Consider the following 23,343-nt stretch of genomic DNA (forward strand, 5'->3'; position numbering starts at 1 on the left):
ATCATTTCCAGCTTCTCATTCACTTCCTGTTCTAACCAATAGTAAATTCCCTTATTATTAAAATAAACATTTCATTATAAAGTATAATATGAAATAAATATTACAAAGTCAAGATTAATAAGGAGATTTTTGCTTATTTTTATTACAAGATCTCAAAAATATAAATGCTAGCCCATACGGATGAAGCAGATTCAACGACTATTCAAAAGACCAGAAAAATTTCTCAATAAATAAGCTGTAATCAATATTTTCGACGGATATCTGATTTTAATGAATAAACGCCAATTAAGCGCTCCTAGAAAATGGCGAGCTTAATTGGCGTTATTTATCATGCACTTCAATCATGGCTGTGTTCCATTTGCCTCTACCGGAGCAAATGGCTGTAATTCCTATACCACCGCAGTTATTTGGAGATGCTGTTTCCTTTACATATTCTATCGTGGTCTATTTTAAAATAAACTAAACATTTATTCTTTAGAGATTCATCAGTTGGTGCCCACTAGTAAAGGATAGAAAAATGAGTCTGAACTACGAAGTTTTCTGCATTGAACGGAGCTCAACTATATTGCTGAATTACAACGTACTTTTATTTAATTCGAAATCTTTAAAAGGTTTTTGCAATCAAGGCAAAGATTTTCTTTTAAAGCTTTATATCCATTTTCTTCAATTCGGTCACTCTTGCACCTTCTCCCCCCTTATATATTAATTTAAGGGGGGAGGAGGCTCATTTAGCAGGCTACATTTTTAAATTTTAAATAAGAGGTTTTCTTTAAATATTTTCACTTTTATACTTTGACTTTCGTTCTAATGAAGGAGAAAATTTTAGAATACGTAAACTGCACTTACATTGCTTCATAGTTTTTTATTTCAAATTCATTTACAGGCCGACTAATTGACTTTCCCAATTTTTTAATAAGCTCTTGGTAATCCTTAGTATCATTTGGATCTATACCTTCCCTGACGTTTAGTATCTCGTATCGGTCATACTGTTCTGGAATAAGTTTTCCGTCTACATGGATATAAAGCCTATATTTGATCCTCAGATTCATAAAAGTACCATCTCCTTTACTATCAGTTCGATATAAGGAGCAGTTTTCCTGCAAGAAAAAATACTCTTATGTGGTGCTCCACTACTATTCATTTTTCTAAACAGAAAGATTAGTAGTTCGTATCTCAACATCTCTTTTTCATTGTAAATTCGTGATGAGCGTACATACCGTTAGAATCATTAGAAAGAATTGTTATATATATAAGAGAACAACATATTAAACTTTCTTGAATTCAACTGAATTTTTTTGTCATTTAGGCATAAATTGTTCAATACGACCCAAAATGGAGGTTTTTTATATGACTTACCCCGAACAAGTATTAAAATTGTACGACTACCACGTGTGGGCAAATGGAGTTATCATTGATCGTTTAAAAGAACTTCCACAGCACATTTATCATAAGGATATACAGAGTGGTTTTTCTTCGGTATCTAAAGTGTTGTCTCACATTTATCTCACAGATTACACTTGGTTTGACATTATCTCAGGTAAAAGTATGGACGAAGCAATGGCATCTTATAATCAACTAAGAGAAGCGGTGGAAAAGAAAAGTATTGAGGAAATGAAAAAAATATTTATAGACTTATCCGAAAGAAACAAAGCACTTCTGAGTACAAAGGATATGGAAAAGGTAATTGTCGTGGATAACCCATATGCTGGGTTGCTTGAAACCTCCATTTCCGAATCGGTATTACACGTTGTCACTCACGGATCATATCATCGTGGCAATATAGCTACCATGTTGCGGCAAATGGGACACACTTCCGTTATGCAAGATTTTGGTCTTTACCTTTATTCAAAATAGAAAACTATATACCATTTCCTAAATAGGGGGATGTATCGATGGATGAACTAGTTGGCTCTTGTGTTCGCTGTGCACATGATGTATATTGTACGGGTGGTTTTCTGAACGGTATTCTGTTAGATAACAAGAAAATCTTGTGTTTTAATTGTATGGACTTATTGATCGAAGCAGAATTAGTCGGGGGAGCAATGATGGATTATCTTCGGAAAACATATCCGTTTTCCGATTTGCAGGAGTTTACGCACAAATCAAGTGGATAAATGATAGCTACATGGTTAACCATAGTTGTATTCATACTGGCCTTTTACATAAGACGAACTTCACCACAAGAGGATACCATTACAAATCGTCTATCAAAAAATCAGTTTGAATAAACAGGACTAAGCTTAACCTAGTTTATAATATATAAAAATCCTAATAATAAACGGACTTGTCCCATGAAAACATAAAAATACCTGAAAAAGCGACACTTTTTATGAGTGTCGCTTTTTTTGCCGTAATTACTTCAGGGCCACAAGTTGACGGGCTTTATTCTATGCTGCACTCAGCTAAATTTAAGAATATCATCTGAAATACAAAGCAAACAATACACAAATAGCAATCGTAATTTCCAATCAGCTAAGTATAAATTTAGACTCTTCTCATATATTTTAAGATAATGATTTGGACAAGGAGAATATTTTTATGAAAAAGTTTATTATTCTGCTTTTTTCATCTTTTTGCATTGGAATTGGTCTTAACCTGTTTATAATCCCCATTCATCTAATAAATGGCGGGATATTTGGAATAGGTTTGTTAATCAAATATGTTTGGGGGATTAAGGTTGGACATACCATGATCATGATCAACATTCCCATATACCTTCTATCTCTTCTATACGATAAGTCTTATTTCTTTAATGCCATTTTTGGGTTAGCTTTTACTTCAACCATTATTGATTGGCTAACACCACTAAACGGTTTGGTTCATCTACCGATCATAACGAGTGCCATTATCGGTGGAATGACGATTGGGATTGGTGTTGGTTTTATGCTGAGACAACATATTAGCCCCGGTGGAGTGGATTTACTAGCACTATTAATCTCAAAATCCACAGCAATTAATCCAGGAATTGTTATTTTTATTATTGATTCACTGATAGTGATTGCGGGAATTATTATATTGAAAGATTTAAAGTTAATGTATTCCATCATCACGATTTCCTGTGTCGGGTTATGCGTCATTTTAATCAATTCTTTTAAGTCAATAAACTTTTTTATAAGATAAAGCCATGCCTACAAGTGCTGACAGGGAAGACTGATCCCCCTTTCGATATTTTGCTCGTGCTGCACCCATGATTTTAACGTTTACTCGGGATTTCGCTCCTTTTACTCGTGAGATTGAGCTATTTATTCGTGAATTCAGCATATTTACTCGTGAGTTCGTGCTGCACCCATGATTTCGCACGTTTACTCGTGATTTCGAGCCGTTTACTCGTGAATTTGGCTGTTTTACTCGTGAATTTTGACTATTTACTCGTGAGTTTTGGCTATTTACTCGTGATTTCGTGTTGCACCCATGATTTCGCACGTTTACTCGTGATTTCGAGCCGTTTACTCGTGAATTTGGCTGTTTTACTCGTGAGATTGAGCTATTTACTCGTGAATTTTGCTTCTTTACTCGTGAATTCGTGCTGTACCCATGATTTCACGCCCGTTTACTAAGCACTTGCCAGTTCTCTTGTATCTCTGGTTTTAAGTTGATAATCCGTGTATCCAACAACCCTTATGAAAAATTCCATATATATCCGTAACCAAACTGCAAAGCTTAAACAAGTTCCTCTTACTAATGGATTTCATCCTTTTCGTACCTAACTCTTAATCATGGACGTAGATATTGCACATCACTTTGGTCATATAATCACCTTTAGTTTCATTTTATTGCATAATTCGCTATCTTACCGAAATTTCCTTCTCCCAAACCTCTCCCGAACCATAAAAAAAAGGCTGCCTAAGCAACCTTCCTTATTGAAGTAAGAGATCCATTAGTTGAAGAGCAAAGTATAACTATACAACGTATATTAATCCAGAAATACCCAAACAGATTACCAGCTATGAGACCTGAGATTAATGCTATTTTCGCCTAACGCTTCGATCTTGTTGTTTCTGAATGAAAATTTGCACTTTGTTGTTGTCCACCTGTCCATGCACCTATCCACTTATGTCCAGTTTAAGTAATTTTACTATTTAAATAATTTGACTATCTCCTGATTTTTTGTCCTTTCTTCTCCATATATTCTCCATCTGTTCAAGAGTCTTGCCTTTGGTTTCAGGAACCATTTTCCAAACAAATAAGGCAGAAAGCACGCTCATTAAACCATAGAAACCGTATGTTAGTCCCCCACTATATTCCATCATCATAGGATATGTAGAAGAAATAAAATAGTTAGCCGCCCATTGTGCAGCTACAGCAATAGCTACAGCCTGACCTCGAATTTTATTAGGGAAAATCTCTGAAATTAGCACCCAGCAGATTGGGCCCCACGACATCATGAATGAAGCTGTATAAATAATGATAAATACAAGCGTCCATACTCCAATAATATTAGAAAAAGCCATGCTTGCTACACCAAACATTCCAATTGCCATTCCTATGGAACCTATTATTAATAAAGGCTTTCTTCCCCATCGATCAACTGTTAAAATTGCAATAACTGTAAAGATAACGTTTACCAATCCCATAATAATGGTTTGTAGCATAGAAGAATCTTTTGCTGCCCCCATGCTTTCAAAGATACGCGGAGCATAGTATAAGGCTACATTTATACCTACAAATTGTTGAAATACAGAAAGAAGTATACCTACAATGATAACTAATTTTCCATAAGTGAATAATTTTTCAGAAGAAATATTGATAGCAATCGTTTTTTTAATATCACCCAGAATCGCTTTCGCTTCTGAAGATCCATTAATTTTAGTAAGGATAGCTAAAGCTTTTTGATCTTGATTCTTTATTGCCAAATAGCGAGGTGTTTCAGGAACTAAAAACAAAAGTACAGCAAAGAGTAAAGCTGGTATAGCTTCTGAAGCAAACATGTATCTCCATCCTACATCATTTATCCATTCTAACGGTTCACCATTTGCAATACCCCAGTTTACAAAGTAGACGATTAACATACCAAAAATAATCATAAACTGATTAAATGATACCAATCTGCCGCGAATATCTGCTGGAGCAATTTCTCCTATATAGATTGGACAAATCGCTGACGCCAATCCAACACCAATTCCCCCGATGATTCGATAAAAGTTAAAAGCTAGTAATAAAGAAAGTGTTGGTTCACCTTTTGTAAAAAATAAAAATTCAGGATAAGCAGCGCCTAATGCTGATACTGTAAAAAGGATCGCTGCAAGTATCAGTGTTTTTTTACGTCCTAGTCTTGATCCAAAATAGCCAGATATTAATCCCCCGATAATACATCCTATTAAAGCACTTGAAGCGGTGACGCCATGTGCCAAAGAGCCTAACCCTAAGCTATCGATAAAATAAACCTTTAATGATTTTTCAGCTCCAGATATTACAGCTGTATCATATCCGAATAGTAACCCTCCAATTGCGGCCACTAAAGTAATAGAAAAGATATATAATGAGTTTCGTTTTTGCTTCATGTTTTATTAAAAACAGTTAAGAAGACGGGCTAGGTGAAAGTCCATTAATTATAACAGCGCATACTTTTGGTTGCGCTTTCAAAATTAATGAAAAATGACCTTTTCTCTCCATCATCCATTCTACTAACTGCTTTTATCCTCCCTTCCATTGTAGAATTTCATTTCACTAAAATTTTTTAATCGACGGTAAAAGTAAAACGAGTTTTAGAATGATACTCTTTATCTTTTTCTAATAAAATAGAAGGTAATTGCTGATTATGAATGGCATTTGGCGGATGTTGAGTTTCAAGACATAAGCCAAGATATTTTTGGCAAGGAATTCCTCTAATTCGAAAAGTATCTTCTAGCATATTTCCCGTATATAAAACAACATATGGCTTATCTGTTTCCACTATCATTTTCCGTCCGTTAGAAGGATTAACCAAACAAATTTCTTTTTGATGATTTTCACTTAATAAGAATGGATGATCATACCCATTTCCTACTAGTTCATTTTGTTGATGAGTCGATTTTACTCCTTCAATAATTCGCTTTCCTGTTCTAAAATCAAAAGGTGTATGTTCAGCGTCTATTAAATTGCCTGTAGGGAGTAAGGACGGATCAAGCTCTAAAAACTTATCACTTTTCATAGTCAATTCATGCTGTAAGATATCTTCTTTTAAATTGCCACTCAGATTAAAGTACGTATGATTGGTTAAATTTAATAACGTATTTTTATCTGAAATTCCATGATAGGTTATTATAAGTTCATTATTATTAGTGAGAGTATAAACGACACTTACCTCAAGATTTCCAGGATAACCAGCTTCTCCATCAGGACTTATATAAGTAAATGTCACACTAGCCTCATCTATACTCTCACTAGTAGAAGATTTCCAGACCACGTTATGGAATCCATCAGGTCCACCGTGTAAATGAGTTCCCCCTTCATTCTCAGGGAGGCGGTAAGTAACCCCTTCTATATCAACACTTGGTGGATTAACTCTCCCTGCCACTCGACCGATTACTGCCCCAAAATAAGGGGAATAATGTAAATATTCTTCTGCAGAATCAAATCCTAACACGATATTTTCTATATTCCCTTTTTTGTCTGGTACATCGATTCTAGTAATCGTACATCCAAGATCAATACAGGTTACTTTTATGTTTTGATTGTTCATGATTGTATAAGACTTCACCAGTTCTCTATTTATTTCACCGAAAATTCCCTCTTCTATTTTCACGTTAATCTCCTTTTCGAAGAAAGGTATGCATGATTCGAATGCAACCTGTTACTTTCTGCTAAATTGATTCAGCTTTTTACTTAAGTCTTTTGTTTGGGAATATACCTCTTTATATAGAGCATAAAGTTGTTTATACACTGGAACATTTTCTAAATTAGGATGATATGTTTTTGAAGAAGCAATGAATAAATCTGCGCATTCTTCTAATGAGTTGTACCACCCACAACCATAAGCGGCTAACATGGCTGCCCCTAGCGCCGGTCCTTGCTCAGTAGATAGCTTTATAACTTTTGTGTTAAAAACGTCTGCTTGAATCTGAAGCCAACTATCGTTTTTTGCTCCCCCTCCAATTGATACAATAGACGTAATTTCTTTTCCATTTTCTCGAAAAATTTCAATTGATTCATTTAATGAGAAGGTAATGCCTTCAATAACTGCCCTAGTAAAATCCCTCTTTTTATGGGAAGTATCCATTCCTATAAAGCTTCCACGTATAGTAGCATCTGCATGTGGTGTTCGTTCCCCAACTAAGTATGGAGTAAATAAAAGCCCATTTGAGCCAATTGGAACATTGTTTATATCAGCCAATAATTCTTCAAATGACTCATTTTCAGCAAAATTATCTCTAAACCAACTTAAACTGTGGCCAGCAGACAATGTAACTCCCATCGTATAAAAAGCATTTTCTTTTCCATGATTGAAATAATGCACTTTCCCACCAAAGTCTCTATCATTTCGCTCCTCATAAGAAAGTACGACACCAGAAGTTCCGATGCTGCATAACGTTTCTCCTGATGATAGAATGCCAGCTCCAATTGCACCACAAGCATTATCGGCTCCACCCGCAAATACCTTAGTCGATAAAGCTATCCCTGATTTTTGAGAGAATTCTTCATTAATTGTTCCCACGCATTCACTAGATTCCACTAGTGATGGGCATATGCTGATATCAATGCCCACTAATTGACAAAGCTCTTCGCTCCATTTTTTCTCACTCACGTCCAACAGTAATGTACCGGCAGCATCTGAATATTCACTATGAATAAAGCCAGTCATTTTGAAGCGTAAATAGTCTTTAGGCAACATAAATACAGCTGTTTGATCAAATATCTCTGGTTCATGCTCTTTAACCCATAGCAGCTTAGGTAGTGTAAACCCTTCCAAAGCTTGATTTTTTGTTATTTCTAAAAGACGCTTTTCTCCAATCATTTCATATAGCTGATGACATTGTGCTGTCGTCCTTGTATCGTTCCATAAAATACAATGGCGTAAAAGATTATGATTCTTATCCAATAGTACTAGACCGTGCATTTGTCCAGAATAACTAATACCTTCTATCTCTTCTGGTCTTACATCGGATTTGAAGATTAACTCATTTAAAGCACTAGCAGTCTGCTGAATCCACTCCTCAGGATTTTGTTCACTATATCCTGTTTTTTCATGCAAAAGAGGGTAATTTTTAGAAGCTTCTGCACAGATCTCACCATTTTTATTAACTAAAACAGTTTTGACAGCGCTCGTTCCTAGATCAATTCCGATAATATATTTCATCATGATTCCTCCACTTTTATAAAAGAGAGCAGAAATTGTTTCTACTCTCTTTTATCCGTTAAACTTCTAAAATATATTGATTTAAGATGGCTTTTAAGCGTTCCTGTCTTCCTGACTTATTCGTAATGTTTGTATTTTGTAATGCATATTGCTCTAGTGTATGGAAGTTGGCCCTTCCTTCAACAATCTCAAGTCCAATGCCTTCTTTGAAACTGCTGTAGCGTTCATCAATGATGTTTTCAAAAACTCGATCCTCTAATAATTTATGAGCCACTTTTAAACCTCTAGCGAACGCATCCATCCCTGCCACATGAGCATATACTAAATCTTCTTGTTCAAAGGAACCTCTGCGCACTTTAGCATCGAAATTTAATCCTCCACTACCTAATCCACCATTTTGGAGGATCTCATACATTGCTAAAGTTGTAGAATATAAATCTGTTGGGAACTCATCGGTATCCCATCCTAAAAGAGGATCACCTTGGTTTGCATCCACTGATCCTAAGAAGCCCTGAACTCTGGCTACGCGTAATTCATGTTCAAACGTATGCCCAGCTAGAGTAGCATGGTTAGCTTCAAGGTTTAGTTTGAAATATTTATCTAACCCGTATTGTCTTAGGAACGAAATGGTCGTTGCTGCATCTGTATCATACTGATGCGTTGTTGGTTCCTTTGGTTTTGGCTCAATTAAGAATTGACCTGTATATCCAATTTCCTTAGCATAATCTACAGCCATATGCATAAATCTAGCCAAGTTATCTAACTCTAACTTTAAATTTGTATTAAGCAGTGTTTCATAACCTTCACGGCCGCCCCAGAACACATAGTTTTCTGCTCCTAATTCTTTTGCTGTTTCGAGCCCTTTTTTTACTTGAGTTGCCGCATAAGCAAATACATCTGCATTACAAGAAGTAGCTGCACCGTGAACGAAGCGAGAATTTGTAAACATATTAGCTGTGTTCCACAATAACTTTACGTTACTTGTTTTCATATACTCTTGAATCATGCTAACGATTACATCAAGGTTTTTATTTGTTTCTTTTAATGTGATTCCTTCAGGTGCGATGTCTCGGTCATGAAACGCAAAGAAAGGAACCCCTAATTTTTCAAAAAGTTGAAAAGCTGCCTCTACTCTAGCTTTTGCTAAGTCCATTCCATCATATTTATCCCAGGATCTTTGCATCGTAGCTGCACCAAAAGGATCTGTCCCATCAGCTGTAAATGTATGCCAGTAAGCAACTGAGAAACGTAGTTGTTCCTTCATTGTTTTACCGCCTACTACTTCTTCTGGGTTGTAATATTTAAAGGCAAAAGGATTTTTAGAACCTTTTCCCTCATATGAGACTTTGTTTACGCTTTCAAAATAATTAGTAGTTTGAATCATGTGTTACTTCCCCCTTTAATAGTGAAAAACTTCCCTAATTAAAATTTTTGTAAATACCATTTTAGAAAGTTTGTTGCACCAATAAACTAACTTTATTTCATGATATACAAAAAAAATGTTTATTTCAATATTTTTTTAGAAAACTTAGTTATAATATGTAATATACGATTTCTGGACTGGGTTTTTAGTTAAAAATTAAAAACACTTAGTTCAATGGTAAAACAAAGGAGCGATTATCATTCCGATAGCAGATCAAGCTTTAGTAAAGAAAATGAATCAAAAGTTGATATTAAATGAAATTTTAAAAAACTCTCCAATCTCAAGAGCAACCCTTTCTGAGATTACAGGGTTAAATAAATCTACTGTTTCTTCCCAAGTCAATACATTACTTGAAAAAGATTTTATTTTTGAAATTGGAGCAGGAAAATCTAGAGGTGGCAGAAGACCAGTGATGCTTGTTTTTAATAAAAATGCAGGCTATTCAATAGGCATCGATATAGGTGTTGATTACCTTAATGGAATTCTAACCGACTTAGAAGGCAACGTTATCCTGGAGAAGGCTTCTGACTTGTCTAGTCCTTCAGCTGGTGAAGTGAAAGAAATTTTGTTTGCACTTATTCATGATTTTATTATTCATATGCCCGACTCTCCTTACGGTTTGGTGGGAATAGGTATTTGTATACCAGGTTTTGTGGATAGCAATCAAAAAATTATTTTTATGCCCAACTTGGAATGGTATATTGAAGATTTGCAACTCTTAATTGAAAGCGAGTTCAATGTACCTGTTTTTGTTGAAAATGAGGCTAATGCAGGCGCATGCGGTGAAAAAGTGTTTGGGGTTACTAAAAACTATGAAAACATCATTTACATCAGTATTAACGCAGGCATTGGAGTCGGGATTATTATTAATAATGAATTATATAAAGGAGTAAATGGCTTTTCTGGAGAAATGGGTCATATGACGATAGATTTTAACGGGCCCAAATGCAGATGCGGGAACCGAGGCTGCTGGGAATTATATGCTTCAGAAAAAGCATTACTGGATTCTTTTTCTATAGACGAAAAAAATATGTTACGAAAAGAAATTGTTGAACGTGCAAATAAAAATGATGTAGCCGTCTTAAATGCACTCCAGAACTTTGGCTTCTACGTCAGTATTGGCTTAACTAATATTCTCAATACATTTGACGCACAGGCTATTATTCTGAGAAATAACATTATCGAATCTCACCCGCTTGTGTTAAATACCATTAAGAATGAGGTTTCTTCTAGGGTATATTCTCATTTAGAAAGTAAGTGTGAACTATTGCCCTCTTCATTAGGAAGAAATGCACCTGCATTAGGGGCTGTTTCAATTGTGATCGAACATTTTTTAAATGTTACTACAAGCTAATTTATATAGCAGAGTATAGATGATAGATGATAGATGTCTGAATACCTTTCCTAAGCTAACAGGATAGGTCTTTCTCTACCTAGAGTAGGACCTCTCTTGTTTGTTTTCGTCCCTACATCTATGAAAGGATAATTGTATTAAATGAGTTAGGTCTAATATAAAACAATTTGTTGTAAATCCATCATTTAGAAATAGCTCTCTTTTATCATTAATTATGAGAGATTTTTCTTTTGGTTTGGCTCAATAACAGTTCCTTCGTTCTCTATATCCGTCTAAAACCTAAGAAGAGATATAATTTCTTCCATTCTTCAACAGACGAATAAGATGTACCACCACCGCTATTGGCATTGGAAAGGGAGGGGATTTCTGAAATCATCTGAATATTTTTTAGAAAAAACTGCAGATCAACTCGCTTTTCTACGAGTTTGCCTGCAGTCGCGCGCCACGACTGTTAAAGTTCGATAATTTTTTTAGAATGCATTAAAAAAGGAAAGTGGAATATGTTTAAAATGTCAATCTAAGGGAGGGAATGAGAATAAATGAAAAAAAATAAAAATTATATATTGGATCTTTACAGGGCTTTTGGTGGCATTAATGGTTTTGGGTTCTATTCCGGATATAATGTCTGCTCCCGATGCAGTCGCTTTATTTAATCATTTAGGTTATCCTACCTACCTCCTACCCTTCATTGGAATTGCCAAATTATTAGGTGTCGTGGCAATACTTATTCCTGGCTTTCCAAGAATCAAGGAATGGGCTTATGCCGGTTTTGTAGTTGATTTGACGGGTGCTATGTTTTCAAGCATATCAGTGGGCGACCCTGCCAGTGGATGGCTGCTTTTCATTATCGGATATATTTTGATAGCCGGCTCTTATATTTACCATCATAAAATAATAAAATCCGCTGCATCGAGTACTTTGAGCAATAAGAATAACTAAACAATATAGTGAAATATGCTTTCAACTTCGATTTCCTTTCTAAATAGAATTTGTGGAAATAATATTTAAAGAGCCCCAATAGGATTTCCTTATTGAGGCTCTTGATGATTAACTTACTGTTTTTGAAGTCAAATACGCGACAAGTATATAGCGTTCAGGTGCTGACCCGATATAATCAAAGGGATAACAGGTACTGACGGTTAGTGTTGCCCGTGGCTTTGGTACGATTACGGTTCGATCATCCTCATCCACAATTCGAACTTTGTTGATTTTGTATGTGAACTCTCCTGCCGATGTTCCTACAATCAACAAATCTCCTTCGCCACTTGCCCGAGTTTACGGAATACCGTATCTCTATGACCGGAAAGAACGGAATTGTCTTTTTCACCTGGCAGCACACTTTCTGCAAAGTGACCAACACCTTTCTCCAATTCATCCTCGTTTGTTCCATGAAAAATCGGGAGTTTTGCATTTAGTATGGGTATATACAGCTCCCCTTTCTTCACCCGTTTTAGGGCGGACAGGATATAGCTCTTTCTTTGTTGTTTCATTACTTGGTGGTTTCTGTACAGTTTCTTTTACTTGGCTACTTGGAGCATGAGTCTTGTAAAGGAAGTAGCCTTTTGTAAACTTATAGATATTAGATGAGGAAAACCAAACCCCAAATAAAATGATAGCAATTGTACAAGAAAGCAGAAGTAACCGCTTTTTCTTAAATTGTTTCATATTAAGCTTTCTTTATTTTTCGATACATCAAGCTCCCGAACAAGACAATGAATAGTCCTAAAAGGGCATTAGGAATATAATCGGAAGCGGTCTTTGGAAGTTTAGCTAACATTTCATATGTTTCTAATACAATAACAATATTTTAACAATGAAGTTATTTTTTCCAATAAGGCAAAATTTTTATTTTACTTACTTTGCTAAGAAACTTTTTAAAAAGCATTTACCTCTTTTTGGGGAGATGGATGCTAAAAATAGCACCTCCAAGTGTAAGATGTTACCTAACACTTGGAGGTGCTAACGAGAATTACGAAGAGATTTTAACTCGTATGCTTATTGCCATAAAAGACTAACTGTTTTCCTTCCTGTTCTTCCATTTTGAATCCACGCCAGCCTTCAGCGAGTATTTCTTGCTGTGCTGCAATATCATTCATCTCAAAGAACTGGATTTCCTGCCAAGGAGATGCGTCCACTACCGACAATTCCTTGACAAATACATAACGCATTTGCCCCCCATATTTCTCTTTTAATGCTGCAATCTCCATTCCCTGGGCAAACTTATCCTTTAAACTTGGGATGTTAAAAGGCGCAACTGTACAGCATACATATCGGTAAGGCGACTCCTGCTTGTTCAACTCCTTCATGATCAATGTTGCAAGTGTCTGTTGCAGTTTGTTTCCCCTGTATGCAGGCAGTACGTTTGAAATTTCCTGATAGATAACTTTCGACAGCTCGTTTTCTGTCAATCCGATATCTCTGCCAAGATGCTCCTCATCAATAGGAGGAGCCAGTAACGCCCGGAACGCAATTAGTTCTTCACAAACGAATGCTCCAATCATCAACCCATTTCCTTCTAGAATATATTGAAACTCTTCCTTGGTAAGCGGTTGAAGCACACCTTTATCGTTCAAATGTTGAACGACCTGTTCTTGGACTTGCAATATATCGAATAAATCCTCCAACACTAATTTTCTGACCTCAAAGCGCTCGTTATTTTCCCTTTCCTTTTTGATGGTTCCCTCATAAATCAATTCCAAAGTCGCTCCCCCTTTTATCGAATAACATCCTGAAAAACAGTTAATTCAACTAGCGTTTCTTCATTTATCTGTACACCTAATCCTGGTTTTTCAGTCAATCTTATATATGGCACATCGTAGAATAGATTTCCAACATCCCTAGAGAATTTCAATGGACCGGTGAGTTCTACGCTTGTGATCACTTTCTTGGAAAAAGCTACATGGAATCCTGCTGCAGATCCAATAGAAGATTCAACCATCGAGCCTATCTGACACTCTAACCCAGCAAGCTCTGCTTGGTGGGCAAGTTTTACCGCAGGATATATGCCACCGCATTTCATCAGTTTAATATTCACTTTATCGGCTGCTCGTTTCTGGATAATTTCACGCATTTCCCGGGTGCCCTTTAACCCCTCATCAATCATCAACGGGATCGTAGACTTCGATTTTATTTCAACCATTCCATCGATGTCATCAGCAGCTACCGGTTGTTCAAGCCAATCAAGCTGGCATTCACGCAATTGATCAATCGCTATAAGAGTTACCGCACTGTTCCGCCACCCTTGATTAACATCTGCTCGTATAGCAATATTCTCACCCACACGGGCGCGTACAGCCTGAAGGCGTGCCACATCCTCACTGACATTGGTGCCAACCTTCATTTTAAATGATTGATAGCCCTTCTCGGCCATAGCAGCCGCTTCTTCGGCCATTTTTTCAGGAGAGGCTATACTTAGGACATGGGTAATCGGAAACTCATCATGATAACGTCCCCCGATCAACTGGTAGACTGGCTGCCCCAGCTTCTTTCCCATGATATCAAAGCAAGCAATATCGATAGCCGCCTTAGCTGTAGGGACTCCATAAATTGTTTTGTCCATCAAATCATGTAGACTTTCTATATCAAATGGATTCTTGCCTAACAGTATGGGTCCCAGCGTATTTTTCAACACCTGGTAGGTCCCTTCCACTGTCTCACCTGTCACATGTTCGTCTGCCACACCTTCACCGTACCCAACAATCCCTTCATCCGTCTCTATTTTAACAAGAATCGATGGCATAAATTCGTAAGTATGGTAACTAATCACAAATGGCTCTTTAAGAGGCAGATGGATTGCATATAGGTGGATCGCTGTAATTTTCATTTCTAAAAACTCCCTTTCGATTCACAAGATTGTACGAATTTGATATAGTTGTCGTTAATACACCGTTATTTAGGACTACATTAGCTCTTTCACTTGGAGGTTAACAATGAATACAAGAATTGCTGTCATTGGTTCCACTGAATTTATCGAAAGAATTGAAACCATCACATCCGAAATTGCTGAAATTGACTTGGACGCCTATATATACCAGAAACCTACTGAGGCTGGTCTGCTAATTAAGACCCTAAAGCCATGTGATGCTGTGTTGTTTTCAGGGGCGTTGCCGTACTATTTTTCAAAAAAATATCATGAGCACCTTCCGATTCCTTCTTTTTATTTAGCACAAGATGAGATGTCGGTCGCTTCTTCCTTACTATCCGTGCTATATCATAAAAAAATCTCTCCTCACCGAATTTCCGTCGATGTTAGCCAAGCCTCCATTGTCACGAACGTATTAGCTGACCTCGGAATCGAGATGGATACAAGCTATATCATGGATTACCAGGAAATGCTTGAGGACTCATTTGACATTTCACTGATCACTTCTTACCATCAAAAACTTTGGAAAGATGGTTTCATAGATCTTGCACTAACAAGCGTACATTCTGTATTTGATCAACTGCAGCTTATTGGTGTACCTGCCATGCGCATGGTTGATCCTCGAAGTTCCATCTTTAAAGCACTGCAGGATATTAAAGCCCATACAGACCTAATTAAAAGCAGGTCTTCACAGATTGCCGTTTGCTATGTCATATTGGAAGAAGCGAACGCTCATGAACTCGTAGATGTGCTGGCACATGAAATTCAAGCCTCCGTCCAGTTACTTGAAGAATGCCATTTCATACTGTACAGCACCCGTGGTGATATCGAATCATTGATGAACAGAAACGGGCTGAATCATTTTTTTGCCCAATTACAGAAAAAGAGCACAATTGGTTTCGGATATGGTTCAACTATTATGGATGCAGATCGACATGCAAAGATTGCCCTTGGTTTTGCTGAAAAACATAGTGATGACAAATGCGGATACATTTTCACGGAAGACAAAGATTTGCTTGGCCCGTTTCCACAGCATGCTAAACAGCAACGCTTGAAAAACGATCATCCCGAACTTCTTCAGGTGGCCAAACAGACAAAATTAAGCCCTGCAAACATATCTAAAATCATCCAGTTCAGTCATTCCCACCAATCCGTCCAATTCACAGCTGCTGAACTAGAGGATTATTTACAGGTGACCCGTCGTACCACAGAAAGAATTCTAAAAAAACTATCCGATCATGGTCATGTGACCATCGTTGGAGAAGAAATGACCTATTCAAAAGGGCGTCCCCGAGCTGTTTATGAACTTAATTTGCCAGTATACTAAATCCAAAGAAAAGAAAGGTTCTCGTTGAGGGAACTCTTCTTTTCGAAGGGCTCTTGCTTTGGAGCATGTCCCATTAAAAGTTCGGCAAGTTATATTGGTAGAGTTGCTTCCTCTTCTTTCTTGATATTCTGAATTTCAGCTTCTGTCAATTTCGTAATCGTAAAGCCAGTCATCGCATAAATGATGGAAATAACCGGAATGATAAAATTCAGTATCGCATATGGTGCATAATCGAATGCGTGCACACCAAGTGTAGCTAAAATAAACACTCCGCAAGTATTCCAAGGAACAAATACCGAAGTCAATGTTCCGCCATCCTCAAGTGCTCGGGATAGGTTCTTCGAGTGTAGTCCTTTATCACGATAAGCTTTTACATACATACGTGAAGGAATGACGATGGAAATATATTGTTCCGAGCATGTAATATTCGTCGCAAAGCATGATAAGACCGTTGATGCTACGATGCTTCTTGATGTTTTTGCAAATTTTAATATTTGCTTTACGATTGCTTGAAGCATGCCTGTGTTTTCAAGGATTCCACCAAATGTCATCGCAACAATCGTCATTGACACGGTGTACATCATTGAATCCAATCCGCCGCCGTTAAACAGCTCGTCGACCATTTTATTGCCCGTATCAATCACGAAGCCGCTTTGCAAAGCTGCTATTGCATTAGCCACGTTGCCACCTTGAATGAAAATTTGTGATAAGAAACCGAGCAAGACCCCTATAATCAATGCTGGAATGGCTGGAACCTTTTTAGCAACAAGAATAATGACGATTAACGGAATGATCAATAGGAATGGGGAAATGACAAAGCTATCCTGTAAAACACGGATCGTTTGTTCAATATTCGCAGCATCCATATCTCCTTTCCCAAAATCCCTCCCAAGAATGGCGTACACGACCAAGGCAATGATAAAGCCTGGAATCGTTGTGTAAAACATATGGCGAATATGCACGAATAAATCTGTTCCGGTCAGCCCGGATGCAAGATTCGTCGTGTCTGAAAGCGGTGACATTTTATCACCAAAATATGAGCCTGAAATAATGGCCCCCGCAATCATTGGCGCAGGTATCCCCATACTTAGGCCAATCCCCATCCCAGCAACACCGATTGTCCCCATAGTTGACCAAGAACTACCGATAGCCAATGATACTACTGCACAAATAACGGAGATGCTTACAAGAAAAAACGAAGGTGTGAGGATTTTGAGACCATAATATATCATGGTGGCAACAATTCCTCCGCCCATCCAAGCCCCGATCACCATCCCTACCAGAATAATGATGACGACTGCTGGCAGAGCGAGACGAATCCCCTTGTACATAGACTCTTCAATTTCACTCCACTTATATCCAGAACACCAAGCAACTATAGCAGCAACTGATGTTCCTAAGATAAGTGGAATATGTGGACCCTGTTCCAGCCAAACAACCGTAATTGCCATCATTACAATCATGACGATGAGCGGTATTATTGCAACACCGAATGACATTTCTTTTTTCATAAAGCATCCCCTTTGTTTTTAAAATTAATTGAATGACTCTAGTATTTTGGTAAACAAAAATACGTCGCTAAATAGCCGCTAATAGAATTATCATAATATTTCCATGGGTATTCGTCAATTAATTTTTTGAAAATTGGCTCTCTTTGGCGAATCGTTTGAACATCCCTATCGTTACCAAACAAAACTGCAGTAACAACAGCAGTTCATCTAAGAGTTGATCATCGTAAGGCTCTTATTACGAGAAGACCCTTGCCCCAACATCGAGTGTAGAATGATCAAATATTCGAATGAATGTAATTTCATATATTAAATTGGGTGGTTGGTAGAAAGGATAAGCCCCTCTCAAATGAGAAGGGCTCAGACTGTAGACAAACACGATAAATAATTGAGTTTGTCTATAGTCTTTTTAAGGGTTTGCCGCTGGCGGTCCGCCCTTGGACAGCTTTTCCCGCAGGAGTCTCGCTGTTTTAATATTTAGCTGGAACCCTTTTGCTAACAGTCTTTTTTGTTTTAAAATAGAAGTACCTTTGCCCGTCGGGTGAATCGTTGAAGTATTCTACAACCACTAAAGAGGGTATCGTGAGTACAAATCACCAAAACATATTTGCGCACCGTGCCCTTTTTTAGCACAACTTACGGAAAGTAAAGATCATTAAAAAGCGGTGACACGTCACATTTGGCAAGAATACTGAAGAAGCAGATCATCTTCGCCATCACGAAGATATAAAGCCAATTTATGCGAAACACAAAGAAACAATTGAGCGAGTATTCGCAGATGCAAAAGAAAAGCATTGGATTTGAGTCAATACTATATCTTTTATCCTCATGTAGCGATATTTTTTCCTGTAAATGGTTTTCTTGTTATTCCACTAAAGGGCCAGGTTATCGAAAAAGTTATTGTTAGTATATTTTTCATTTGAAATAATTATAATTGGACTACATGGCCTATTCAGGAAAGAACGACAGGGTGAAAGAATGCCCACATATTTTTTAGAAGGAGTGTTTCATATGGATAGTACTATACAATCATCTTTTAAAAATTTACTATCTCAAGATAAGGACTTACAATACGAAGCCTACAATCATATTCTTGCATCTACCAAAGAAGAGGTGGACTGGGCTTATGATGTATGGGAACAATTGAAGCTGGATTTAACGCATTCTGATAACCATCGAAGATCGAGGGCTGCCCAATTTCTTTCTGGTTTAGCGAAAAGTGACCCTGAGAAAAGAATGCTAGAGGATTTCCCATTGGTTTGGGAAGTAACAAAAGATAATAAATTCGTCACAGCAAGACATAGCCTACAATCTATATGGAAAATAGGTCTAGCTGGCACTGAGCAAAAAGAGATGGTAATAAAAAGTCTTGTTGATCGGTTTATAAATTGTGTACATGAAAAAAACTACACCTTAATTCGTTTTGATATTATTCAAGGACTTAGGAATTTGTTTAATGAAATAAAAGATGAGGAAATAAAGCAAATCGCATTGGATTTGGTTGAAAAAGAAGAGGATACAAAATATCAAAGGAAGTATGCAATAGTATGGAGAAATACGTAGAGAATGCCTAAGTTGGATCTTTTTATTATATTCAACAATCTACGGTTTTGTTGAATAGTCTGTCATTCTACAACCGTAATTGTTAATAGGCTTGTCCATGCCTTATCCTTCCTTCAAAGAGATCCGAAACTTTTGACCTCGGGAAATACTTTCATTAAAGGAAGCCTAATTTATTAGCAATAGCAATCGTAATAATTCACCCATTTCCTATAAGAATTGCCTGCATCCTAAACTTCGTTATTACTTGAAAGTAGCTTGTTTCTTGCCGCTATGACGAAAGCCTACAAAACTTCATTAGAAAAGTTACCGGATAACGTTTTGGGTACTAGTTGCTCTTACAGCGCTTTCACTTCCTGTAGTTTATAATCCTTCATCTATCAACACGTACGATGTTATTGATCTAATTTTAATTATCAACTTGATTGCAATCTCCGTGTTAATCATTATTTATTTAGCATAACGATTCCACTATTTTTACGGAGTAACTTATGGTCAATACCTTTATTTTTCATTGCTTATATTGAAATTTTCGCCCCCTATCATTCTATGGATGAAACTAATCTGATTGATATAATAATGTACGTACTAATCGTTATTAGCATAATGAATGTTCATTACTTTAAAAATATATATAACTAAGAAGCGCCTTTTAGGTGCTTTTTAATTTGACTTACAATTTTACTTCCTTTCTAACAGCTCCATCCACACAAGGTATCAAGATTCATTTCCATCAACTCCTTAACATCTTTAAAACTAATTCTTCTTTCATTTGATGAGAATCATAAAAAAATTTGCACTTTTCAGGTTCTTAGTACTAATCTCTTTTTCTCCTAATAAACTTAATAAAATAACTATTTTAGGAGGGGCGCAATGTTTAATAAATCCACGAATAAAAAACCGGATGCTAATAATCCGCTTATTTGTAAAATTAATGACGTTACTCACCAAAAATATCATCTATATAAGAAATCATATGAGCGGGAAGTATTGGTCATAAAAGATTACGGTGAAGATAGCGGTGTTACCAATAAAAGTATTGCGTTATTCGAAGCAGTTAAAGATCAATTTGACCGTTTTAAAATTGCAAAAATTGTTAAAGAAATTAATAAAGACAATATTTTGGTCGATAGCGATCTCATCCTTATAGACAAAAAAGGAAATGAGCTACACCTATCTGGTTGTAGTTGCGGGTATGCTGGAACTGGTTCACAGGGGACAGTTAAAATTTTGAATAAAGCTGGATTTGAGATAGATAGAAGGTTTGTGTTTTGTTCAAAAGGATTCACTCTTTTTCATCCAAATGAAGAAAAAGAACTTTATGGGGAACGTTTATAATTTCTTTCATTACGCCTTAAAGAGTTGGAATACCATGGGATAGTGGAAAGAAAAGTATTTCCAGAGGTCCCTCCTCGTGTGGAAAAGAAAAAGGGAAACGCAAGTATCTTCATTGAATTAAAGAGATTTGGATTAAATTTATAGAAAATTAGATATAGATCATTCTTTAAATTTTGGGTGCTTAAATAATGTTGATTTATGAATAAATGAATCGGCTATGGTTAGCTTTTACCAGCAGACGAGTTTAAGATTCGGGTGGGTGTGGAAGTTCAAGATGAAATTGAGGATACCCACTTAATCCTTGGAGGATTGAATAGGAAAAAGTAAACAGGTCACTTAGTGGAATTTCTCAAAATAAGTGACCTGTTTTTACACTATATTCGGTGCACTCTGATCTTACCCCATCGCCATCCAAGCCTAAGGGTGCCAAGAGGGTATTTGTGAGTGTGTTTTTTAAAAATCAAAAATTTCCCCAACATTTTTATATGTTTATGAGAAACCCATTATTGTAGGTGGTTTTGCTGTCCCATTTGGCCAAATTGTTGCTGACCTTGTTGATTTCCCATTTGCTGTCCGGATTGTTGCTGACCTTGTTGATTTCCCATTTGCTGTCCGGATTGTTGCTGCCCCCCGATCATTTGTTGTAACTGCTGTTGGGCCTGACTTACAGCTTGATTCATTTGAGTTAATGCTCGATTACTTTGAACATATTGGGAAGCTTGATTTAAAGTTTGAATTGCTTGTTGAATAGATTCCTGTAATTGTTGATCTGTTTGTTGTAATTGTTGTTGTGTTTGACCACTTAATTGTTGAATCTGTTGCGATAATTGATTTTGTTGACCCTGTGATTGTTGTTGATTTTGTTGACCCTGTTGCTGGCCGGATTGTTGTTGCCCTTGTTGTATTTTAGAAAGTGAACGTTGCAGATTATTTAATTGATTTCTAAAGTCACTTAAATCTTGTGCAATTTCAACATCCACACTTTTTCTAACCTCAGATTCATTTTTTTTCTTGGTGTTATTATCCATAAAAAATCCCTCCATATTTAATAATGAAACCCTTAAAAGTCCTTTAATATGATGCTCGATTGATTGATTAAATATCCAATTAAATTTTTTTCGCAAAAAAACTTTTTAAATTTATTGTTTTTTGTATTGAGTTCTTTTTATTCGATTTGCTGAATACGTGATTTGATGGTGTCTACAAAGGGTTGATGAAGAGTGGATTGCTCAACTTCTTCGTCTTGGATTATTGGAGACAAGCTTTGCGTGACGCTCGTTAAAGAAGAAAAAAGATGATTTATTCCTGCCCTGAGTGGATATGTGAACCCTCATCAAGCATGATGCTCAAAATGAATGATTTTAATCATATTGATTTCCTTACTGAACAGAATGAAAAACTCGATCAAGAGGTTGCCCCAAAGAGTTAGTGTGTATCAAGAAAACATAGAACGACTGGATTAGATACCTAATATTGCCACTCGAATGGACGAACAAATTCTAACTGAAATCAGAACGGACTTTGAAAAATAGTTCGAAAGTGCAGCCAGATTATGTTCATGGGCCGCCTTCCTACCAGGACACAATGAAAGTACAGGAAAAGGAAATCAACCAGAGCCAAAAAGGGAAATAAATATCTAAAATCTGCTATAACCAAGGCTGCCCATTCAGTTGGAGCCTTCAAAAACTATCTTGGAGCTCTTTACAGACGGACAGCTGCAAGAAAAGGAAGAAAATGCTGGAATTACGCCATGTTAAGAATTTCTTATTATCTTTTAATTAGAAAAGAAATGTATGTAGACATAGGCGAAGATTATTTTGATATACAACAGCAAGCTTCCATTGTACGAAATTCGGTTCGAAGGTTAGAAAACTTAGGATATACCGTAAATATATCAGAAGCATCCTAACCACCGATTTATTAGAAGATCTTTAATAGGGCGCTTCTCTTTTTCCTGATTATTAGTGTTTAATTTCATGGTAGTTCATTAAGAATATCATTAGGACAAATGTAAAATTTATAGTAAAAGCTTTTATTAGTATCATTCAAAATTTTCATGTATAATTAGTTTTATCTGAATATTCAGTAAACTAAGCCTGGACACTAAAAATAGCAAAGGAGAGGTTATCATTGGAAACAAATTTGATTAAAGATGTTAGACAAATAGGGATACCAGTAAAAGATATTCAAAAAGCAATAGGTTATTATAAAGACTTATTAGGGCTTCCCCTTCTATTTAATACAGACAATATGGCATTCTTTGAATGTAATGAGACTCGCCTTCTTCTCAGCCTTCCTGAAAAAGAAGAATTTGCCCATTCAAGTTCTGTTATTTATTTTCAAGTTGAAAATATAAAAGAAACATACGAAGAATTACATAAAAAAGGAGTTTCCTTTATTAACGAACCACATATGGTAGCAAAAATGGGACAGATTGAAACTTGGATGACCTTCTTTAAAGACACCGAAGGGAATACTCATTCTTTAATAAGTGAAGTCCAAATTTAATAAAACCTACCTTAGATACCTTGATTAGAAGGTATCTTTTGTTAATTCTTATGACAGTCCCTTTCTTCAACTTTACTGCCCCGTTAGTGCCTAAATCGAGTAGGGGGAAAATAAGTTATTTTCGCCCCTCTCACAACACCGTACGTACGGTTCGCGTATACGGCGTTTCAATTTATATCACAGTGTGT

20 protein-coding genes and 3 pseudogenes are annotated in these 23,343 nt (G+C 36.5%); 12 read left to right on the plus strand and 11 right to left on the minus strand.

All coding sequences use genetic code 11. From position 1 onward, the window contains the following. Nucleotides 1-842: 842 nt before the first annotated feature. Complete coding sequence (locus tag ACQKKK_RS25200; RefSeq protein ID WP_427619861.1) at nt 843-1,049, minus strand: hypothetical protein; 207 nt, start codon at nt 1,047-1,049, stop codon at nt 843-845. A 298-nt stretch (nt 1,050-1,347) separates the two neighbouring features. Here ACQKKK_RS25200 and ACQKKK_RS25205 point away from each other — a divergent pair, with 298 nt between their 5' ends. From ACQKKK_RS25205 to ACQKKK_RS25220, 4 genes are all read left to right on the plus strand, one after another. Further along, on the plus strand, nt 1,348-1,854 hold the full coding sequence (locus ACQKKK_RS25205) for a DinB family protein (RefSeq protein WP_427619862.1): 507 nt from the start codon (nt 1,348-1,350) through the stop codon (nt 1,852-1,854). 38 nt (nt 1,855-1,892) lie between these two features. After that, nucleotides 1,893-2,114, plus strand: a complete 222-nt coding sequence (locus ACQKKK_RS25210; RefSeq protein ID WP_427619863.1) for a hypothetical protein — start codon at nt 1,893-1,895, stop codon at nt 2,112-2,114. 424 nt (nt 2,115-2,538) lie between these two features. Next, the gene (locus ACQKKK_RS25215; protein ID WP_427619864.1) at nt 2,539-3,120 is read left to right on the plus strand and encodes a YitT family protein; all 582 of its coding nucleotides are present in this window, start codon (nt 2,539-2,541) and stop codon (nt 3,118-3,120) included. A gap of 128 nt (nt 3,121-3,248) precedes the next feature. Continuing rightward, nucleotides 3,249-3,557 (plus strand): hypothetical protein, encoded by a 309-nt coding sequence (locus ACQKKK_RS25220; protein WP_427619865.1) that lies wholly within the window; start codon nt 3,249-3,251, stop codon nt 3,555-3,557. Between the two features lie 522 nt (nt 3,558-4,079). On the opposite strand, the gene xylE is transcribed toward ACQKKK_RS25220, so the two are convergent. The 4 genes from xylE to xylA all read right to left on the minus strand — a co-directional run bounded on the left by xylE (nt 4,080) and on the right by xylA (nt 9,659). Next, on the minus strand, nt 4,080-5,501 hold the full coding sequence (xylE, locus tag ACQKKK_RS25225; protein WP_427619866.1) for a D-xylose transporter XylE: 1,422 nt from the start codon (nt 5,499-5,501) through the stop codon (nt 4,080-4,082). A 176-nt stretch (nt 5,502-5,677) separates the two neighbouring features. Next, on the minus strand, nt 5,678-6,724 hold the full coding sequence (locus tag ACQKKK_RS25230; protein WP_427619867.1) for an aldose epimerase family protein: 1,047 nt from the start codon (nt 6,722-6,724) through the stop codon (nt 5,678-5,680). Nucleotides 6,725-6,772: 48 nt separating this feature from the next. Further along, entirely contained in the window at nt 6,773-8,275 is a 1,503-nt protein-coding gene (xylB, locus tag ACQKKK_RS25235) for a xylulokinase (RefSeq protein ID WP_427619878.1), read from the minus strand. 58 nt (nt 8,276-8,333) lie between these two features. After that, nucleotides 8,334-9,659: a xylose isomerase gene (gene xylA, locus ACQKKK_RS25240; protein WP_427619868.1), complete on the minus strand. Its 1,326-nt coding sequence runs from the start codon at nt 9,657-9,659 to the stop codon at nt 8,334-8,336. A 238-nt stretch (nt 9,660-9,897) separates the two neighbouring features. On the opposite strand from xylA, the gene xylR reads away from it, so the two are divergent. Beyond that, on the plus strand, nt 9,898-11,052 hold the full coding sequence (gene xylR, locus ACQKKK_RS25245) for a transcriptional repressor XylR (protein ID WP_427619879.1): 1,155 nt from the start codon (nt 9,898-9,900) through the stop codon (nt 11,050-11,052). A gap of 567 nt (nt 11,053-11,619) precedes the next feature. Further along, nucleotides 11,620-11,991 carry a DoxX family protein gene (locus ACQKKK_RS25250; protein WP_427619880.1) on the plus strand — a complete coding sequence of 124 codons (372 nt, stop codon included), beginning with the start codon at nt 11,620-11,622 and terminating at the stop codon, nt 11,989-11,991. A gap of 108 nt (nt 11,992-12,099) precedes the next feature. Here ACQKKK_RS25250 and ACQKKK_RS25255 read toward each other — a convergent pair. The 4 genes and pseudogenes from ACQKKK_RS25255 to ACQKKK_RS25270 form a co-directional block, all read right to left on the minus strand. Beyond that, nucleotides 12,100-12,717 (minus strand): annotated as a pseudogene (locus tag ACQKKK_RS25255) (class D sortase). Between the two features lies 1 nt (nt 12,718). Beyond that, complete coding sequence (locus tag ACQKKK_RS25260) at nt 12,719-12,829, minus strand: LPXTG cell wall anchor domain-containing protein (RefSeq protein WP_427619869.1); 111 nt, start codon at nt 12,827-12,829, stop codon at nt 12,719-12,721. Nucleotides 12,830-13,034: 205 nt separating this feature from the next. After that, nucleotides 13,035-13,751: a GNAT family N-acetyltransferase gene (locus tag ACQKKK_RS25265; RefSeq protein ID WP_427619870.1), complete on the minus strand. Its 717-nt coding sequence runs from the start codon at nt 13,749-13,751 to the stop codon at nt 13,035-13,037. A gap of 14 nt (nt 13,752-13,765) precedes the next feature. Next, complete coding sequence (locus ACQKKK_RS25270; RefSeq protein ID WP_427619871.1) at nt 13,766-14,875, minus strand: mandelate racemase/muconate lactonizing enzyme family protein; 1,110 nt, start codon at nt 14,873-14,875, stop codon at nt 13,766-13,768. Nucleotides 14,876-14,981: 106 nt separating this feature from the next. Between ACQKKK_RS25270 and ACQKKK_RS25275 the strand changes: the two genes are divergently transcribed. After that, nucleotides 14,982-16,241, plus strand: coding sequence for a transcriptional regulator (locus tag ACQKKK_RS25275; RefSeq protein WP_427619872.1), 1,260 nt, complete (start codon nt 14,982-14,984; stop codon nt 16,239-16,241). An 89-nt stretch (nt 16,242-16,330) separates the two neighbouring features. Here ACQKKK_RS25275 and nhaC read toward each other — a convergent pair whose 3' ends face one another. Then, nucleotides 16,331-17,752 carry a Na+/H+ antiporter NhaC gene (nhaC, locus tag ACQKKK_RS25280; RefSeq protein ID WP_427619873.1) on the minus strand — a complete coding sequence of 474 codons (1,422 nt, stop codon included), beginning with the start codon at nt 17,750-17,752 and terminating at the stop codon, nt 16,331-16,333. 522 nt (nt 17,753-18,274) lie between these two features. Between nhaC and ACQKKK_RS25285 the strand changes: the two are divergent. The 4 genes and pseudogenes from ACQKKK_RS25285 to ACQKKK_RS25300 form a co-directional block, all read left to right on the plus strand. Then, nucleotides 18,275-18,544 (plus strand): annotated as a pseudogene (locus ACQKKK_RS25285) (transposase); the annotation flags it as partial. A gap of 216 nt (nt 18,545-18,760) precedes the next feature. Beyond that, nucleotides 18,761-19,312 carry a hypothetical protein gene (locus ACQKKK_RS25290; protein ID WP_427619874.1) on the plus strand — a complete coding sequence of 184 codons (552 nt, stop codon included), beginning with the start codon at nt 18,761-18,763 and terminating at the stop codon, nt 19,310-19,312. An 870-nt stretch (nt 19,313-20,182) separates the two neighbouring features. Beyond that, nucleotides 20,183-20,647 carry a hypothetical protein gene (locus ACQKKK_RS25295; RefSeq protein ID WP_427619875.1) on the plus strand — a complete coding sequence of 155 codons (465 nt, stop codon included), beginning with the start codon at nt 20,183-20,185 and terminating at the stop codon, nt 20,645-20,647. 3 nt (nt 20,648-20,650) lie between these two features. Further along, nucleotides 20,651-20,791, plus strand: a pseudogene (locus ACQKKK_RS25300) (winged helix-turn-helix transcriptional regulator); the annotation flags it as partial. Nucleotides 20,792-21,150: 359 nt separating this feature from the next. Here ACQKKK_RS25300 and ACQKKK_RS25305 read toward each other — a convergent pair. After that, nucleotides 21,151-21,675 carry a hypothetical protein gene (locus ACQKKK_RS25305; protein ID WP_427619876.1) on the minus strand — a complete coding sequence of 175 codons (525 nt, stop codon included), beginning with the start codon at nt 21,673-21,675 and terminating at the stop codon, nt 21,151-21,153. A gap of 1,102 nt (nt 21,676-22,777) precedes the next feature. Between ACQKKK_RS25305 and ACQKKK_RS25310 the strand changes: the two genes are divergently transcribed. Then, a complete protein-coding gene (locus tag ACQKKK_RS25310) occupies nt 22,778-23,155 on the plus strand; it encodes a VOC family protein (protein ID WP_427619877.1) in 378 nt (125 codons plus the stop codon). Nucleotides 23,156-23,343: the final 188 nt, after the last annotated feature.

The sequence above is a fragment of the Peribacillus sp. NPDC006672 genome (genome assembly GCF_050274955.1).
GTDB lineage: Bacteria > Bacillota > Bacilli > Bacillales > DSM-1321 > Peribacillus.

Coding starts and splice junctions, on each gene's coding strand:
- ACQKKK_RS25205 (WP_427619862.1), top strand. CDS start 1,348: ATGACTTACCCCGAACAAGTATTAAAATTGTACGACTACCACGTGTGG.
- xylA (WP_427619868.1), bottom strand. CDS start 9,659: ATGATTCAAACTACTAATTATTTTGAAAGCGTAAACAAAGTCTCATAT.
- ACQKKK_RS25275 (WP_427619872.1), top strand. CDS start 14,982: ATGAATACAAGAATTGCTGTCATTGGTTCCACTGAATTTATCGAAAGA.
- xylB (WP_427619878.1), bottom strand. CDS start 8,275: ATGAAATATATTATCGGAATTGATCTAGGAACGAGCGCTGTCAAAACT.
- ACQKKK_RS25305 (WP_427619876.1), bottom strand. CDS start 21,675: ATGGATAATAACACCAAGAAAAAAAATGAATCTGAGGTTAGAAAAAGT.
- ACQKKK_RS25290 (WP_427619874.1), top strand. CDS start 18,761: ATGGATAGTACTATACAATCATCTTTTAAAAATTTACTATCTCAAGAT.
- ACQKKK_RS25260 (WP_427619869.1), bottom strand. CDS start 12,829: ATGTTAGCTAAACTTCCAAAGACCGCTTCCGATTATATTCCTAATGCC.
- ACQKKK_RS25210 (WP_427619863.1), top strand. CDS start 1,893: ATGGATGAACTAGTTGGCTCTTGTGTTCGCTGTGCACATGATGTATAT.
- ACQKKK_RS25200 (WP_427619861.1), bottom strand. CDS start 1,049: ATGAATCTGAGGATCAAATATAGGCTTTATATCCATGTAGACGGAAAA.
- nhaC (WP_427619873.1), bottom strand. CDS start 17,752: ATGAAAAAAGAAATGTCATTCGGTGTTGCAATAATACCGCTCATCGTC.
- ACQKKK_RS25215 (WP_427619864.1), top strand. CDS start 2,539: ATGAAAAAGTTTATTATTCTGCTTTTTTCATCTTTTTGCATTGGAATT.
- xylE (WP_427619866.1), bottom strand. CDS start 5,501: ATGAAGCAAAAACGAAACTCATTATATATCTTTTCTATTACTTTAGTG.
- ACQKKK_RS25295 (WP_427619875.1), top strand. CDS start 20,183: ATGTTTAATAAATCCACGAATAAAAAACCGGATGCTAATAATCCGCTT.
- ACQKKK_RS25270 (WP_427619871.1), bottom strand. CDS start 14,875: ATGAAAATTACAGCGATCCACCTATATGCAATCCATCTGCCTCTTAAA.